Origin of the sequence: Rahnella sp. GSA61A (assembly GCF_019969905.1) — a bacterium.
GTDB classification, from domain to species: domain Bacteria; phylum Pseudomonadota; class Gammaproteobacteria; order Enterobacterales; family Enterobacteriaceae; genus Rahnella; species Rahnella aceris.
Genome location: NZ_JAHXYO010000008.1, coordinates 167,872 through 184,097, shown reverse-complemented (window position 1 = coordinate 184,097; position 16,226 = coordinate 167,872). Strand labels below are relative to the sequence as shown.

Sequence of the window (16,226 nt, the reverse complement as noted above, 5' to 3'; positions counted from 1 at the left end):
TCCCGCTGAAATTCCCCTATGCTTTTCCCCATGTTTCCGGTCTGCGAGTGAAATCATGCTGTTCGATTTACCTGACGATGATGTGCTTTATGCTGCGCTGATTGCCCGTGATCCGGCCTATGACGGCTTTGCTTTTGTCGGCGTCAAAAGCACCGGTATTTTTTGCCGCCTGACCTGCCCGGCACGAAAACCTAAGCGCGAGAACTCGGTATTTTATCCGTCGATGGTCAGCGCGATGGAAGCCGGATTCCGGCCCTGTAAACGCTGCCGGCCGCTGATGCAGGGCGGAGAAAAAGACCCGCTGGTGCTGAAATTGCTGGCTGCGCTGGAAAACGAGCCAGACAAAAAGTGGAGCGAGGGCGATGTGCAGGCGATGAACGTTGATCCTTCCACCGTCCGCCGCGCCTTTAAACGACAGTTTGGCATCACTTTTCTGGAAATGGCGCGCTTACGCAGAATCGGCAAGGGTGTCGATGCGCTGGCCGGGGGAGAGCCGGTAATTGATGCCCAACTGGATGCGAGTTTTGAATCCGGCAGCGGATTTCGAGCGGCGATCACCCGTCAAATCGGGCTGAACCCGAGCCAGGCCAGAAAGCATCAGTTTCTGAAGGCTGACTGGCTGGATACGCCGATCGGTTCCATGCTGTCGATCGCCAGCCACGACGCACTGTATCTGCTGGAGTTTATTGATCGTCCGGCATTACCTAATGAAATTGAGCGGCTGAAACAACTGACGTCCTCTGAAATTATTTTTGGACGAACGCCGCTGATTGATCAGCTCGAACTGGAACTGGCGGCGTATTTCGCGGGTGAAAAGCACACATTTATCACGCCACTGGCGGAATTCGGTTCATTGTTTACCCGTAAAGTCTGGGATGCGCTCAGGGCTATTCCGGCGGGTGAACTGCGCAGTTACTCCGCGCTGGCGGCGGATATCGGGCAGGCCACGGCTTCCCGCGCAGTCGCCCGTGCCAACGGGGCTAACCAGATTTCAATCCTGATCCCTTGTCATCGCGTCATTGGTGCTGATGGTTCGCTGACCGGTTACGGCGGCGGATTATGGCGCAAGCGGTGGCTGATTGAACACGAACGAAGAATGGCGTTGAGCCGCTAAACGAGGAGCAGGGTATGAATCAGCAAAGTCGGGCACTGGCATTTTCACAACTTCACCAGAAGCACAATCCGGTCATTTTATACAACATCTGGGATGCGGGCAGCGCGCTGGCGGTGGCGCAGTCGGGGGCAAAAGCCATCGCTACCGGAAGCTGGTCGTGTGCGGCGGCGCAGGGGTATCAGGATGGCGAAGCCATGCCTTTTTCCAGCCTGTTACGGACGGTGCAACGCATTGCCTCTGTGATCAGTCTGCCGCTCACGGTGGATTTCGAGACCGGTTATGGTGCGGATCGCCGCGACAACCTGAGCGCACTTTTGCAGGCGGGTGTCGTGGGTATTAATGTTGAGGATCAGCAAATGGGATTATCCGCGCTGAACGGCGTCCGTGAACAATGCGAGATTCTGAACTCGCTTCGTCAGGTGGCGGAAAATCAGGGAATGGCGTTATTTATCAATGCGCGCACCGATGTCTTTTTACAGGAACCCGACGCCACGCGGCATCCGGTGCTGATGGCGGAAGCTAAAAAGCGGCTGACTGCCTATAAGGATGCGGGAGCCAGCGGTTTTTTTGCCCCCGGTTTGAGTGACCTGACACTGATTGCCGAACTCTGTGAGGTATCAGCGCTGCCGGTGAATATTATGGCCAGCAACCTGACACCACCGCTGGCTGATCTCACTGCGGCGGGTGTCAGCCGGATAAGCTATGGCCCGCATCCTTATATCGGGCTGATGGAAACCCTTAAACAGCACGCGGCTGTGCTGTATTAGCCGCCAGACGGTGCCCCATCCAGAAGAACAGCAGACCGCCAACCGAGGCGGCAATCAGCGCGATAAACATCACCGGCGGGGCGGTGTAACTGAGCAGAAAACCACACATGACCGGGTTTATCGCGCCACCCAGATTGCTCAGGTTCTGCATGCCGTAATAGCTGCCCTTCATATTTTCCGGCGCGATAAAGTCGATAAACATATATTCCACCGGGATAACAATCAGTTCGCCAAAGCTGAAAATCGCCATCGCGATCACCCAAAGCAACACCGATTGTCCGGCGGTCATAAAGCCGATCAGGCCGATGATGAAGAAAATCGTGCCGAGAAGCAGCCATTTCAGCAGGCTGTTTTGTTTCATCCGGCTGCTTAATACGTACTGGAAGGTAATAACAATCACGGCGTTGGTGATCATCACCGCGCCGATGATTTTGTACGCAAAAGCGGCGTTTGAGACCAGAATCAGGTACTGGGAGAGATAACCGGCGAATTGCCCGAACACCACCGAACCCAGCGTGCTGCCCAGTGTGAAGTAAATCAGACGACGGTCATGGGCCAGAATGCTCAGTGTCTGACGAAGGTTCGGTTTTGGCAGGGGTTTCTGTTCCTGTTCTGTTTGCGGCGGTTTATGCGGGATATTGCGCAATCCCCAGGTCAGGGAAATCACGGTACCGAGCGCCAGTACGCCGGAAATCACGAACGGCAGCAGCGGGCTGAAACCCGCCAGCCACACGCCCAGCGACGAGCCCACTGCCCAGCCGACATTCACCAGCGTGTAATTCATCGAAAATGCCTTCACCCTTTTTTCTACCGGCAACCAGCTGGCGATACAGGCTTTGAGCGTGATGCTGAGCAGGGCGTAAGCGGCATTGAGCAGCGCCAGTACCAGCAGCACGCCGGTCACATTCGGCAGAAATGGCAACAGTAAAAAGCTCAGCCCGAACAGGCTGATGGAGACGGTAATCAGCGTCCGGTGATTGAATTTATCCACCAGATAGCCGCCGTACAGACTACTGAGAATCCCGATTGCCAGGCTGGCACCGAGAATGATCCCGACGCTTTTGGGCAGCAGATGATAGTGCTCAGTCAGATAAATAGTGATAAACGGCAGTGTGACGCCACGTCCGATAGTGAGTACTAACGAACTGGCTAACAGCGCAAGAATTAATGGCGGCATTCCCTTCATGTTGAATGGCATTCCCTGATTAACAGCAACATTTTCGTTACATCATAAAGGAGTCTGCACAGTATTTTTCATTACAAAAAAGAGGGATTTAAGAGAGTTGCACGGGATAACCCGCGCAGGTCGTGGCCCGGCTTATAACTTCTGCGGCGCAACACCGTGGAACAGCAAAAGGGCGACGTGTTTACGCAACATATCGGGGGAAATGGGTGACGCGCCTTCCCGTCTCATTTTCATTGAGGCCATCGGGAACAGCGTCAGACCGAACAGGGAAATGAACAGCAATGCCGGGTTGAGATCCGGATTCAGTTTTCCTTCGGCCTGCCAGCGGGTAATGCATTCCTGTACGATTTTGCGGTTTTTGTCGCCGTTACGTTCTTCCATGCGTTTTTTCAGCATACCGCTTTCGCTGATGACTTCCCGCACCCACAGCGGTGCCACCCACGGGTATTTTTCTGCCGCATCAATCATGCACTGCGCCATATTAGTGATCGCCAGAAGCGGATCGTCGGCATGTGTTTGGAAAATGTCAGTAAATCCGGCACGGACTGGCTGAAAACGTTCGTCGATCATCACGTCCAGCAGTTGTTCGCGGGTCTTGAAATAGTAATGCAGCATGGCAGTAGTGACGCCTGCTTCTTTGGCGATCATGCTCAGCGGCGTTTCGGCGATGCCGTATTGGGCAAACAGTTTCAGGGCGGCGTCCAGCAGCAGTTCACGCTTATCCGCTCCGGATTTTGCACTGCGCGGACGACCCGGACGACGCACGGGCGTGTTGGCTTCGTTTTGATCCTTTTGTGCGGATCCTGGCGTTTCTGAGATTTTTCTGTCTGCCATAAGGAGGGCGATCCATTGACCAGATGAATTTGATGCTTCAATATTAATTATACAGTTAATTAATTACAAGTCAGGATGTCATTCATGACGACAATAAATTCGGCACAGAGCGAGGTGGCGGAACAGAAGCCTTCGATAAAGCTGCTGTTCTCCGCGCTGATGCTGGTGATGCTGCTGGCCGCCCTCGACCAGACGATTGTGTCCACCGCGCTGCCGACTATCGTCAGCGAGCTCGGTGGCCTGGATCAGCTTTCGTGGGTGGTGACCTCTTATCTGCTGGCCTCCACCATTGTGGTGCCGCTGTACGGTAAGTTTGGTGATCTGCTCGGTCGCAAAATCGTGCTGCAAACGGCGATTATCGTGTTCCTGCTCGGTTCGGTATTGTGCGGACTGGCGCAGAACATGACTCAGCTGATTCTGATGCGCGCCCTGCAGGGGCTGGGCGGCGGCGGGCTGATGGTGGTCAGTATGGCGGCGGTCGGCGATGTCATTCCGCCGTCCGAGCGTGGGAAATATCAGGGGCTGTTCGGCGGGGTATTTGGTCTGGCGACCGTCATCGGGCCGCTGATCGGTGGTTTTCTGGTTGAGCATATTTCCTGGCGCTGGATTTTCTACATCAATCTGCCGCTGGGGATTTTCGCCCTGCTGGTGATTGGCGTGGCGCTGAAATCGCAGACTGCACGCATCCGCCATGAAATCGATTTTCTCGGCGCGGGGTATCTCGCGGCGGCGCTGACCTGCATCATCTTGTTCACCAGCGAAGGTGGCACGGTGTATCAGTGGTCGGATCCGCAACTGTGGTGCATTCTGGCGTTCGGGCTGGTGACCCTTGGTGGCTTTATTTATGAAGAAACGCTGGCGGCCGAGCCGATCATTCCGCTGGGTCTGTTCCGCGAGCGCACCTTCCTGCTCAGTTGCGCAATCAGTTTTATTATCGGCATGTCACTGATGGGGTCGATGACCTTCCTGCCGCTGTATTTGCAGGTGGTGAAAGGCTCGTCGCCGTCAGAAGCGGGGATGCAACTGCTGCCGCTGATGGGCGCATTGCTGTTCAGTTCGATCGTCAGCGGGCGTCTGATCAGCCGTATTGGCCGTTATCGTATTTTTCCGATTATCGGCACCTTACTGAGTTTCGCCGGTATGGTGCTGCTGGGTTTTCTGAAAGTCAGTACGCCGGTACATATGCTGTATCTCTACATCGGCGTGCTCGGTTTCGGCCTGGGGATGGTGATGCAGGTGCTGGTGCTGGCGGTACAAAACTCGGTATCGATGAAACAAATGGGCGTGGCGACCTCCGGTGTGACACTGTTCCGTTCGATTGGGGGTTCCATCGGCGTGGCAATGTTTGGGGCGATTTTCACCCACGTTCTGCGTGATCAACTGGTGGCGCTGATCCCCGAAGGCACGGTGCTTCCCCGCTCACTCAGCGCGCAGGCGGTGCAGGAATTACCGGACGCCATCCGCGCTGATTATTTGCAGGCATTTGGTTCGGCGCTGCACTCGGTGTATCTGATTGCCGCGTGCGTGATGGTGCTGGCGTTTGTCCTGTCGCTGCTGCAAAAAGATGCGGTGCTGAAGAAATAACCGGCCGCAATCCCGGCGATTTGCACTAAGCTTTCCCCTTTACGGCGTTGAAATGGCATGGAAACCAGCAACGCCGGCAGGGATATCATAAAGGGGATCGCTATGCTGTTTCGCCGTTTCGAGCGAATGATCGACATCTTCCGTGAGGCACCGGCTGCTGAACCGCCGGATCAGGTTCTGCCTTTCTATCTTTATTATCTGCGTCAGGTCTGGCCGAGTTTCGCCGTTTTACTGGTGGTGGGGCTGATCGGTGCGCTGATTGAGGTTTCGCTGTTCAGCTATCTCAGCCAGATTATCGACCTGACCAAAGACACACCGCCGGGCAGTTTTTTCACCGACCATATGGGCGAGCTTTTATGGATGGCGGCGGTGGCGATGATCCTGCGGCCGGTGTTTATCGGGTTGCATGATTTGCTGGTTCACCAGGCTATCAGCCCCGGCATGACCAGCATGATCCGCTGGCAGAATCATAAGTATGTCCTCAAACAGAGCCTGAACTTTTTCCAGAGCGATTTCGCCGGGCGCATTGCCCAGCGCATTATGCAGACCGGTAACTCGTTGCGCGATTCGGCGGTGCAGGCGGTGGACGCCATCTGGCATGTGGTGATTTACGCCGCCAGTGCGCTGTTCCTGTTTGCCGAGGCGGACTGGCGGCTGATGATCCCGCTGATTATCTGGATCTTCGGTTACGGCGTTTGCCTGCGTTATTTCGTGCCGCGTGTGAAACAACGCTCGGTGCAGTCATCGGAAGCGCGCTCAAAACTGATGGGCTGCATCGTCGACGGTTACACCAACATCACGACGCTGAAACTGTTTGCGCATACCGATCTCGAGCAAAAATACGCGCGCGAAGCGATTAGCGAACAGACCGAGAAAACCCAACTGGCAGGGCGTCTGGTCACCGGCATGGACGTGTCGGTCACCACGCTGAACGGGTTGCTGATTGTCAGCACCACCGGTCTTGCCTTGTGGTTGTGGACCCAGTCGCTGATAAGCGTCGGGGCTATCGCGCTGGCGACGGGTCTGGTTATTCGTATTGTGAATATGTCCGGCTGGATCATGTGGGTGGTGAACGGTATTTTCGAAAATATCGGCATGGTGCAGGACGGCCTGCACACCATTGCGCGGCCATTGACGGTAACGGATATCCCGCAGGCGAAAGCGCTGAAAGTCGATCAGGGGGCGATCCACTTTGATCACATTCAGTTTAATTACGGCAAAGAGAATTCCGGAGAAGGCGGCAGGGTGATCCCCAATCTGGATCTGGCAATCCGTCCCGGCGAGAAGATCGGCCTGATCGGGCCTTCCGGCGCGGGGAAATCCACGCTGGTGAATCTGCTGCTGCGTCTGTATGACATCGACAGCGGTCGCATTCTGATTGATCAGCAAAATATTGCCGACGTCACGCAGGAAAGCCTGCGCGCGCAAATCGGTATGATTACCCAGGACACCTCGCTGCTGCATCGTTCCATCCGCGACAACCTGCTGTACGGCAGGCCGGGCGCGACGGAAGAGGAGTTGCAACTGGCAATTCGTCAGGCGCGTGCCGATGAATTCATTCCGCAACTTTATGATTCGCTGGGCCGTACCGGGCTGGATGCGCATGTCGGTGAGCGCGGCGTCAAACTTTCCGGCGGCCAGCGTCAGCGTATTGCGATTGCCCGCGTATTACTGAAAAACGCACCGATCCTGATCATGGATGAAGCCACGTCGGCGCTGGATTCCGAAGTGGAAGCGGCTATTCAGGAAAGTCTGGAGACGCTGATGGGCGGTAAAACGGTGATTGCCATTGCGCACCGCTTATCGACGATTGCCAAAATGGACCGCCTGGTGGTGCTGGAAAAAGGGCAGATTGTTGAGACGGGCAATCACGCCGAGCTGCTGGCGCACGGCGGGCTTTATGCGCGCTTGTGGCAACACCAGACCGGTGGATTTGTCGGCATGGATTAGGGCCCGAACTTAACAGACGTCGTGCCGGTAGGGCAGCACTTCGCGGGCTTCGTCCGCCCAGCGCTGCACGGCGGCACGCTCTTCCACTAAAAAATCTTCCACGGCATCGCGCAAACCCGGATGCCGTAAATAGTGCCATGAGTCGGTGATCACCGGCTCAAAGCCGCGCAGCAGTTTGTGTTCGCCCTGTGCGCCCGCATCAAACCGTTTGAGGCCGCTGGCAATCGCGTATTCCATTCCCTGATAAAAACAGGTTTCAAAATGCAGCCGGTCGAATTCCGCCACGCATCCCCAGTAGCGGCCATAAAACGTATCACCGCTGATTAAACTGAACGCCATGGCGACATCACGGCCGTTTTGCTGCGCGAATACCACGCGGATCGCCTCCGGCATTCTTTCCGCCAGCAGGCTGAAAAATGCGCGGGTCAGATACGGTGACTGGCCGCGTACCGCATAGGTATTGCTGTAGCAGGCATAAACGAAATCCCATTGTGCTTCAGTCACCTGCGCGCCTTTCAGCCAGACAAAATCAATGCCCTGGGCGGCCACCTGTTCGCGCTCTTTGCGAAACTGTTTGCGCTTGCGTGAGGTGAGTGCGTCGAGGTAATCCTGAAAATCGCGATAACCGCGGTTCTGCCAGTGATATTGCAGACCTTGCCGGTGCTGCCAGACCGCTTCACCGCCGATCAGCCGGTTGGCGCGCTCGTCAGTAAAATTGATGTGCGCGCCGGTCAGACCGTTTTCTTCAAGATAATCTGGTATCGCCTGCAACAGACTGACTGCCGCCGGTTCATCGCCCAGCAGCCGTGCGCCGGTCACCGGGCTGAACGGCACCGCGCCCAGCCATTTCGGGTAATAGGCAATACCTGAACGCTGACAGGCATCCGCCCAGCCCTGATCAAACACGTATTCGCCGTAAGAATGGCGTTTGCGATAGCCGGGAATGGCGGCGCGGATTTCCCCGTTTTCCTGCCAGAGAAGATGCTGCGGATGCCAGCCGGAATGCGGCCCGAGACTGCCGCTGTCTTCCAGCGCGGATAAAAATGCATAGCTGAGGAAAGGCTGCTGCGCAGGCACCAGCGCATCCCACTGTGCGGCTGGCAAATCAGCCAGACGGTTTAACGTGATAACAGGCATCAATTATTCTCGCTGTAGCGTAAAAGAGAAATCAGTTAACTGTCGTGCAGGCAGGGGGATATTACGGCAGAGGTTAAGATAACAATATAATAAGTCTTAAGTCGCTGATTTATCATCCGGAACATTATTTAAAAATGTTCCGGATGTTTTATTTAACGGGTAATTAACTGGCGCGTACTTCCGGGTTATCGGACAGCGAAATAAAGGCTCCGCTTTTCGCATCAAAGGCTTCGATGCAACCCGATTCAATATCATACACCCAGCCGTGCAAGGTAATTTCCCCTTTCGCCAGGGCGACCGCTACGCAAGGATGCGTGCGCAGGTTACTCAGCTGGGCCACGACGTTCTGGTGCACCATACCGTTGACGCGTGCCTCAGGGTTTTCGTGTTCGACGGATTCATTGATGGCTTTTGCGGCATCGGAATAACGCAGCCAGTGTGCGACCGCTGGCATGTGATCCAGACAGGTGCAGTTGGCAATCGCGCTCATTGCACCGCAGTTGGAGTGCCCGCAGATGACGATATCTTTTACGCCCAGCGCCATGACGGCGTACTCCACCGTGGCGGAAACGCCGCCCGGTTCCGGCCCGAATGGCGGCACAATATTACCGGCATTACGGATAACAAACAGTTCGCCCGGTTCACGCTGCGTGACTAATTCCGGCACTAACCGGCTGTCAGAACAGGATATAAACAAGGTCTTAGGATTTTGGTTTAACGCCAGTTCTTTGAATAACTTAGAACGCTGTGGAAACGCCTCTTTCTGGAATCTGAGGAAACCTTCAATGACATCTTTCATAGGGGAATTCCATGTATTTCAATGCCAGTGAGTCTGCCACGAAAAAAAAGTCAGATCAATCAGACACAATATCAACACTATTTACAGGGAAATAAGCAGGCACAAAATAATATCATTTACCGGCGATAAGAATTTCACATTCTGTTTTTTTAATGCCATACCTTTATCTCAGCATTATTCGTCCCCATATTTCCTCTACCCCCTCAGTGAAGGAGTCTGTATGACAATCGAATACGCTATTTTCGGTGGCGGCTGTTTCTGGTGTACAGAAGCGGTGTTCAAAGACGTCATTGGCGTGGAGTCGGTGGAAAGTGTCTACACCGGCGGGCGTCGCCCGAACCCAAATTATGAGCAGGTCTGTACCGGCACGACCGGTCATGCGGAAGCCATCCGCGTGGGGTTTGACCCGGAAAAACTGACTTACGGCGATTTGCTGGATATTCACTTTGTGACGCACGATCCGACCCAGCTTAACCGCCAGGGAAATGACGTCGGCACGCAATACCGTTCGGCGATTTTCCCGGCCAATGAACAGCAAAAAGCAGAGGCGGAAGCGGCGATACTGCGCGCGCAGCACGATCACAGTGATCCGATTGTGACCAGCATCGAACCACTCGGCGAAGTGTATGTGGCCGAAGGCTATCACCAGAACTACTGGGATGGTGCGGGGCAGCAGAACCGTTATTGCATGGCGGTGATCCCGCCGAAACTGCAAAAGTTGCGCAAGAGTTTTGCGCAGCGGACGAAATCGTTACAGCAGTAAAAACATCCTTATCCGTTGCTCAGCCAGCACATTAATGCGTGCTGGCTGACGACGATTCATCTCCGCCTGTTATTCTTCCGGCAACACTCCCCCTTTTGCCCAATGTGATTTCGGTATTTCAGTGATCACCACATCCACACTTTCAGGTTTACATTTCAGGGTTTCTGCTGCCAGGCGGGTCACTTCGCGGACAAAGTCACGTTTTTGTTCGGGGGTACGGCCAGGAAACATTTCCAGACGGATCATCGGCATAGTAAATCCTTAGTGATTAGGCCCTCACGGCGGGGGCAGCCTCTATTCTACGTAAGGATTGGGAAGAATAAAGACGTGCAAAACAAAAGCCAGAACCTCTGTTCTGGCTTTTAATTGCTTCAGAATCCGTAGCGGATTGCATCCTTACTTTGCTGCATCAGTGCATCGATTTTTTCGGAAAATCGCTCCAGCCCTTTGCCGTCACCGGCTTCAGAGCACTGCCGCCGTCGCGCATTGTAGGCTTTCATCAGCTGTGCCTGTGCAAAACCCGGCTTGCCGTAACAGGCCATGCTTTGCTCCCAGCAGGCAATGGCCGCGTCCAGATCCTGCTGTTCCTGATACTGTTTTCCCAGCTCATTCAGCGCTTTCGCCGACTCCTGCGGCGGCAGTTGCTGCGCCAGAATTTGCTCAATGCGTGTGTCCATAACCATGACCTCCGGCTTGCTTAGTGGAAGAAGTTGAGAATATGGCCGAATACCAGCCCGACGCTGATCACGTCTGAGTCACTGAACGTCACGTTCGAGAAGCCGAACTTGCCCAGCAGCGGCAGCAACAGCGCAGGCAGCAGGGTGATAAACAGGCCGTGGAAGATACCGCCGATAATCGCGCCGCGTCGTCCGCCGACTGCATTGCCGAAGATTCCCGCCGTGCCGCCCGCGAAGAAGTTGGTCAGCATGCCCGGTAAAATCATCGCCAGCCCGAGACTCGGGAACAGGAACATACCGATGATGGAGCCAATGGTGGTAGAGATGAAACCGATAATGACGGCGTTCGGTGCGTACGGGAAAAGCACCGGACAATCGAGTGCCGGAATGGCATTCGGGACGATGCGCAGGGCGATGCCGCGAAATGCCGGTACGATTTCCGCCAGCAACAGGCGCACACCCGACAGCAGAACGTAAACACCGACCACAAACTGAATGGATTGCAGGAACGAATAGACCAGATAATTAACGCTGTTGGCGTAAGGCGCGACGACTTCCGGGCCTGCGGCAATCGCCGGGATCAGGTAAATCGGGATCATCACCACCATCATCGACAGGTAGGTGTCCTGCAGGAACGAGAAAGATTGCGGCAGCTCGAAATCTTCGGTGCTTTTACTGACATCGCCGGTGATTTTCGCCACGCCTGCCTGCACGATATAGCCGATGGTGCAAAAATGGCCGAGTGCAATATCATCGGACCCGGTGATTTTACGCACAATCGGCTGAGCCAGCACCGGCATCCCGACGGCCATGACGCCCGCAATAATGCCGCCAGTCAGGATCAGTTCCGTGCCGCGCAAGCCGCCCATATAACCGATAACGGAACACACCGTGGCCATCCACAGCGATGCTTGTCCGGTGAGAAAGATATATTTGAAACGGGTCAGGCGGGCAATCAGGATATTAACGATAAACGCCAGAACCATAATTAATGCGGTTTCACGGCCGAGAGTTTGTTGTGCGATACCGGCAATAGAACCGACGTCGGTAACAATCCCGCGCATGTGAAACCCTTTCTGGAATATTTCACCCAGAAAGGTCAGGGCATTAACAATAATGCTGGCCCCGGAAAGCAGAACCAGAAAACCCAGCAGCGTTTTTAATGTACCGGTAATGATCTGGCCGGTGCTTTTCTTTAATGCGATCAGACCAATCATGGCGATCAGTGAGATTAAAATTGATGCCTGGCCTAATACATCATTGACAATAAAGTGAAGGAAAGACATAAGCGTCCCCTGTAGAGTTCACGGTAATTGTTTTATCGATTTATAAGTATTGTGAATTGAGTGGGTCTGTTATTAAGTGGCCAGGTGACCCATCTCCTGAAGAATAGGCGTCAGCTTGCTCTTTATTTCATTTTTATCGACCAGTCTTTTCAGGTAAATAATATTGGCGTTGATGGTGTAATGCTGGAATTGCGATCTGAAATTTTCGCCGGTCATAATAATGTCGGCTCTTGAAGACGTGGCGCTTGAAATATCACAATGTGATAAATCGGCTTCCACACCCAGATCCTTCAGTGCCGCTTCGATACTCATTTCACAGGCAAAACTGCTGCCCAGACCCGCACCGCATACCGCCAGGATTGATAGCTTTTTCATCATTTTTCCTTACGTTCTTTGTAGGTGTTCATAAAGGGTTATGTTTATCTTTTTTCACTTCACGTCTAAAACTGTCGGATAATCTCTAATGCTTCCTGCTTGTTTTTACTGCGTTTTAATCGTTCCGCTGCCTCGTCATCGCAGAACAGATGGGAAAGGCTGGCAATCATTTCGATGTGTGAATGGCTGTCCACCGCGGCCAGCGCGAAGATAACGTAAACCGGATCATTATCTTCACTGCCAAACTCAACGCCTTCTGAAACAATGACCAAAGACAGTGCCGTTCGGTTAACCCCTTCTTCCGGCCGGGCGTGCGGCATCGCAATACCTTCGCCCAAAACATAATAAGGCCCGATTTCCCGGTGCATATCATATATAGCCTGAAGATAACGACTTTCCGCTGCGCCCGAATCAATTAATGGTTGCACGGCAAATGCCACGGCACTTTTCCAGTCATCTATTTTGCTAATGATTTGCGTGTTATTTTCATTAATCCAGTCGCTTAACATAATACCTCTTCATATGAATAGGGTCTTTTCTCAGTATGATATTTAATTAAAATAAAAACTGTGATCTATCCAATCCTATTAGCCATCAATGAAAGATAATAATTTCAAAAGACCTGAAAGAATGAATGATAGTAGAGGTTTAACAAGGTCCTGATATCAGAATTAACTTACTTTTTCAGTAAATGAATATTTCCTCCGGTCAGTATTTATTGAATTTGCGTATTGAATGAATTGATTATCCACGCATGAATATCAACAATATTTACAGGCTTATTTTGGCCGATAACATTCTGGTCAACAGAATAAACTGGTCCCGGGGTTATTGGTCGTGCTTTTCCTGCGAGAATTTTTAATTCGGGGATATATTCTGCCCCGACATGTCCCGGTAAACGCTCGCCCAGCCGTGAAGAAAATCGTTCGGCCGCCAGTTCAGCATCAATCTGGCACCAGATTTCCACAACCTGCGATATGCCCGCCCGTTGCAGATAATCCTGCAACACCTCTTTGGGCTGAAAACCAAACCAGGCATCGACAATAAAGGTGCTGCCTTCGGGCGCGCCGCCGATGATGTCCCAGATAACCTGATAACTTGCCAGCCCGAGTACGCGGTTAAAAGGGCGGTCAACATTCTCTAATCGCTGAAGAAACGGATTTTTAATGCCATCAAGCGACAGTTGCAGCCAGCCGCTGTATGCAGAAAGCTCAACGGCGAGCCGGCTTTTACCTGACGCCGGGATCCCGTTCACCAGGATGACGCGTTTGCCGGTTGAGCCATTTCGTGAGGCATTTCTGTTTTCAGACATGCTCCACCTGTTGTGTCTGGTTGTGTGACGGTGCATGGAAATACTGTTCAATGACGGCCTGAAGTTCGTTCAGACGCGGTACCGCCAGCGATTCAAGACGGGATTTCGTCGCGTTGCGGTCCAGTGAGATGCAGTCTTTCCATAATGAACGGCCTGCGATAACGCCTGATGCGCCTTCGCTCATGGCATCTGCCACTTGTTTGAGGAAGGTGGAATGGTCAACCCCGGCAGAAAGCACGGCCCACGGCACGTCGCCAGCGAGTTTTGTGATGTCAGCACAGGCTTGTTTTGAGCCAGGATAAGGCAGTTTCAGCACCTTCGCGCCGCATTCCAGACAAATCTTGGTGCCGCCATAAATCAGAGACGGGACTTTTTCTTTATATTCTTCCTCGGTTTCGTTGTCGAGTTTATAGGTCAGAAACTCCACCACCAGCAGCAGGTCTTCGCGGGCGAAATCCTCAATGCTCTGGCGCAGAATATCAATGTTATGACGGTTTGCTGCTTCCTGGTCTGAACGCAGATACACCATGATTTTGCCGCCGGTCGCACCGAGTTCACGCACACGACGTGCATCGACATTCTCCACCAGCCGTGACAGGCGGTAGCCTTCCGGCGAACTGTCCCAGCCCGACGCATCCAGGCCAATCAGCAGCGCGGTGTCGCGGGCAATAATGCCGTTGTCCACCAGTTGCGGAACGGCACAGACCGGATCGACCAGTACGCAGGAGGCTTTGCTGGCAAGATATTGCGTGATGTCGGCTTTAATCAGCCCGAGTTCGTGTTCTGAAATGGCAGATTGCTGTTGCGGGTCGCTGGCGAGCAGGCTGCGCATGGCACCGCGCTGATCACAGGCGATCACCAGCATCGCGCCATTTTTACCGCAAATCTGCTGGTAGCTGCGTAATTCTGAGGTAGACATCTTTGACATGGAACTCTCCTTTGCGTGAAATTTATTACAGATTAAAAAATCTCGATTACACTGGACGTTCTGTCTTTCCCCCCTGAAAAAACGGGGCGGAAAATCGCGTAACATGCCGTATTACAAGGGTTGAAGCCCGATCCGGCACATTGCATTTTTACAGGTGTTGCGCAATAATCCCTCAATCGACGATTTGAGTGTAATTCATTACTGAAAGGAATTTCAAGCTGAAAGAGCCAATTTTGCAAGATATTGCAGCAACGCGTGCCATGATGCATCTGGTGGCGAAGCTGCATTACGAGTCTGATATGTCTCAGGTGGAGATTGCACGCAAGCTGGATGTGTCGACGGCAACCATTTCCCGGTTGTTGAATAAAGCCCGCGCGGCGGGGATTGTGCGCATCGAAGTGGTGGGATTATCGTCACCGGAAGACATGACGGCAGACCTGATAAAACGTCTCGGGCTGAAACATGCGTATGTTGTGGATGCACCGCCGGGTAATGTGCTCGGCGCGCTGGCGACGCCGCTGGCTTCTCTTTTACAGGAAGCCGGTTTAGGCGCGGGATCGGTGCTCGGCATCGGCTGGGGAAGAGCAGTGCGCGAAGTCACGCTGGCCGGTATGCCCCGTCTGCCGGGGATCATGACCGTGGCGCTCAACGGCGGGATGCAACAATCTGCGCCGCATTTTCAGATAACCGAGTTCGTGCGCCGTGCGGCGGAACAGATGGAAGGCACACCCTATTTTCTTCATGCCCCTTATCTTTCTTCGGCGGAACTGCGTGATGCGTTTCTCTCGGACCCGAGCGTGCAGGAAATCATTTCACTGTGGGACAAACTCGATGCGGCGATTGTCGGCGTGGGTCTGACGCATACCCCGAAACCGAGTGAATCCACTACCGCGACGCCCGGTGAGCAGGCATTGAGCGATGCCGCAGGCGATGTGCTGCGCCATTACTTCACGGGAACCGGCGAGTTATTGCACTGGGAAGGCGAGGAGCGAATGATTGCGGCCTCGGTTGAACAGCTACGCAATACGCCGCTGACTATCGGCGTGGCGGCAACGCCGGAAAAAGCGGCAGGGATTATCGGTGCCGTGCGTTCAGGCATGATTAATTCATTAGTGACAGACGTGAATACCGCACAGGCGATTCTGGATAAACTGCCGGTGGTCTGACGCCTGCTTGCTTAAAAAAGCAGTGCTTAAAAAATATGCTTAAAAGAAAAAGGCATTCCTTTGCGGGAATGCCTTTTCGTTTCTGCATCTATGCTATCACACCGCACCGTCGGAAATGCCGTGCCCTGATGAGCACTGCAGTTTCCCCGTAGTATGATTGATTTTCTTGTTGAACGTTTGGATGCAGGGAAGGCAGTTTGAAAATTAAAGCTACCAATAATCCTAATCGTGATTGAGGAGCATTCCGTTTTATCCAGAAATGTTAATTGATATTTGAGGATTTCGCGGGATTTCTGAAAAATAAATAATGATATATGTCAATTTTCACAAATTATTTATCCATTAAGA

Annotated in this window: 17 protein-coding genes; 6 read left to right on the top strand and 11 right to left on the bottom strand. The window is 53.3% G+C overall.

Annotated elements, in window-relative coordinates:
• Window positions 1–55: 55 nt before the first annotated feature.
• Both LC431_RS12860 and LC431_RS12855 read left to right on the top strand, forming a co-directional pair.
• A complete protein-coding gene (locus LC431_RS12860) occupies window positions 56–1,114 on the top strand; it encodes a bifunctional transcriptional activator/DNA repair enzyme AdaA (protein WP_013573491.1) in 1,059 nt (352 codons plus the stop codon).
• Between the two features lie 14 nt (window positions 1,115–1,128).
• On the top strand, window positions 1,129–1,881 hold the full coding sequence (locus LC431_RS12855; protein WP_013573492.1) for an isocitrate lyase/phosphoenolpyruvate mutase family protein: 753 nt from the start codon (window positions 1,129–1,131) through the stop codon (window positions 1,879–1,881).
• Here the strand turns inward: LC431_RS12855 and LC431_RS12850 are convergent.
• The gene (locus tag LC431_RS12850) at window positions 1,853–3,067 is read right to left on the bottom strand and encodes an MFS transporter (protein WP_013573493.1); all 1,215 of its coding nucleotides are present in this window, start codon (window positions 3,065–3,067) and stop codon (window positions 1,853–1,855) included. The genes LC431_RS12855 and LC431_RS12850 overlap by 29 nt on opposite strands.
• Window positions 3,068–3,199: 132 nt before the next feature.
• Window positions 3,200–3,901, bottom strand: a complete 702-nt coding sequence (locus LC431_RS12845) for a TetR/AcrR family transcriptional regulator (RefSeq protein WP_126124577.1) — start codon at window positions 3,899–3,901, stop codon at window positions 3,200–3,202.
• A gap of 84 nt (window positions 3,902–3,985) precedes the next feature.
• Here LC431_RS12845 and LC431_RS12840 point away from each other — a divergent pair, with 84 nt between their 5' ends.
• The gene (locus LC431_RS12840; protein ID WP_223509935.1) at window positions 3,986–5,485 is read left to right on the top strand and encodes an MDR family MFS transporter; all 1,500 of its coding nucleotides are present in this window, start codon (window positions 3,986–3,988) and stop codon (window positions 5,483–5,485) included.
• 102 nt (window positions 5,486–5,587) lie between these two features.
• Window positions 5,588–7,435: an ABC transporter ATP-binding protein gene (locus tag LC431_RS12835; protein WP_013573498.1), complete on the top strand. Its 1,848-nt coding sequence runs from the start codon at window positions 5,588–5,590 to the stop codon at window positions 7,433–7,435.
• 9 nt (window positions 7,436–7,444) lie between these two features.
• On the opposite strand, the gene LC431_RS12830 is transcribed toward LC431_RS12835, so the two are convergent.
• Both LC431_RS12830 and LC431_RS12825 read right to left on the bottom strand, forming a co-directional pair.
• Complete coding sequence (locus tag LC431_RS12830) at window positions 7,445–8,572, bottom strand: GNAT family N-acetyltransferase (RefSeq protein WP_112151959.1); 1,128 nt, start codon at window positions 8,570–8,572, stop codon at window positions 7,445–7,447.
• Window positions 8,573–8,735: 163 nt separating this feature from the next.
• Entirely contained in the window at window positions 8,736–9,371 is a 636-nt protein-coding gene (locus tag LC431_RS12825) for a carbonic anhydrase (RefSeq protein ID WP_013573500.1), read from the bottom strand.
• 220 nt (window positions 9,372–9,591) lie between these two features.
• Between LC431_RS12825 and msrA the strand changes: the two genes are divergently transcribed.
• Window positions 9,592–10,134, top strand: coding sequence for a peptide-methionine (S)-S-oxide reductase MsrA (msrA, locus tag LC431_RS12820; protein ID WP_013573501.1), 543 nt, complete (start codon window positions 9,592–9,594; stop codon window positions 10,132–10,134).
• 69 nt (window positions 10,135–10,203) lie between these two features.
• Here msrA and LC431_RS12815 read toward each other — a convergent pair whose 3' ends face one another.
• The 7 genes from LC431_RS12815 to LC431_RS12785 form a co-directional block, all read right to left on the bottom strand.
• Window positions 10,204–10,386, bottom strand: coding sequence for a 4-oxalocrotonate tautomerase (locus LC431_RS12815; protein WP_013573502.1), 183 nt, complete (start codon window positions 10,384–10,386; stop codon window positions 10,204–10,206).
• Between the two features lie 119 nt (window positions 10,387–10,505).
• Window positions 10,506–10,811: a hypothetical protein gene (locus LC431_RS12810; RefSeq protein WP_013573503.1), complete on the bottom strand. Its 306-nt coding sequence runs from the start codon at window positions 10,809–10,811 to the stop codon at window positions 10,506–10,508.
• Window positions 10,812–10,831: 20 nt separating this feature from the next.
• A complete protein-coding gene (locus tag LC431_RS12805) occupies window positions 10,832–12,097 on the bottom strand; it encodes a PTS sugar transporter subunit IIC (RefSeq protein ID WP_013573504.1) in 1,266 nt (421 codons plus the stop codon).
• Window positions 12,098–12,169: 72 nt separating this feature from the next.
• Complete coding sequence (locus LC431_RS12800) at window positions 12,170–12,472, bottom strand: PTS sugar transporter subunit IIB (RefSeq protein WP_013573505.1); 303 nt, start codon at window positions 12,470–12,472, stop codon at window positions 12,170–12,172.
• A 65-nt stretch (window positions 12,473–12,537) separates the two neighbouring features.
• A complete protein-coding gene (locus tag LC431_RS12795) occupies window positions 12,538–12,981 on the bottom strand; it encodes a PTS sugar transporter subunit IIA (protein WP_013573506.1) in 444 nt (147 codons plus the stop codon).
• A gap of 206 nt (window positions 12,982–13,187) precedes the next feature.
• Window positions 13,188–13,784, bottom strand: a complete 597-nt coding sequence (locus LC431_RS12790; RefSeq protein ID WP_013573507.1) for an ATPase AAA — start codon at window positions 13,782–13,784, stop codon at window positions 13,188–13,190.
• Window positions 13,777–14,712, bottom strand: coding sequence for a tagatose-bisphosphate aldolase (locus LC431_RS12785; protein ID WP_013573508.1), 936 nt, complete (start codon window positions 14,710–14,712; stop codon window positions 13,777–13,779). The genes LC431_RS12790 and LC431_RS12785 overlap by 8 nt, the downstream gene beginning before the upstream one ends.
• A 233-nt stretch (window positions 14,713–14,945) precedes the next feature.
• Between LC431_RS12785 and LC431_RS12780 the strand changes: the two genes are divergently transcribed.
• The gene (locus LC431_RS12780) at window positions 14,946–15,878 is read left to right on the top strand and encodes a sugar-binding transcriptional regulator (protein ID WP_013573509.1); all 933 of its coding nucleotides are present in this window, start codon (window positions 14,946–14,948) and stop codon (window positions 15,876–15,878) included.
• The last annotated feature ends 348 nt before the right edge of the window (window positions 15,879–16,226 follow it).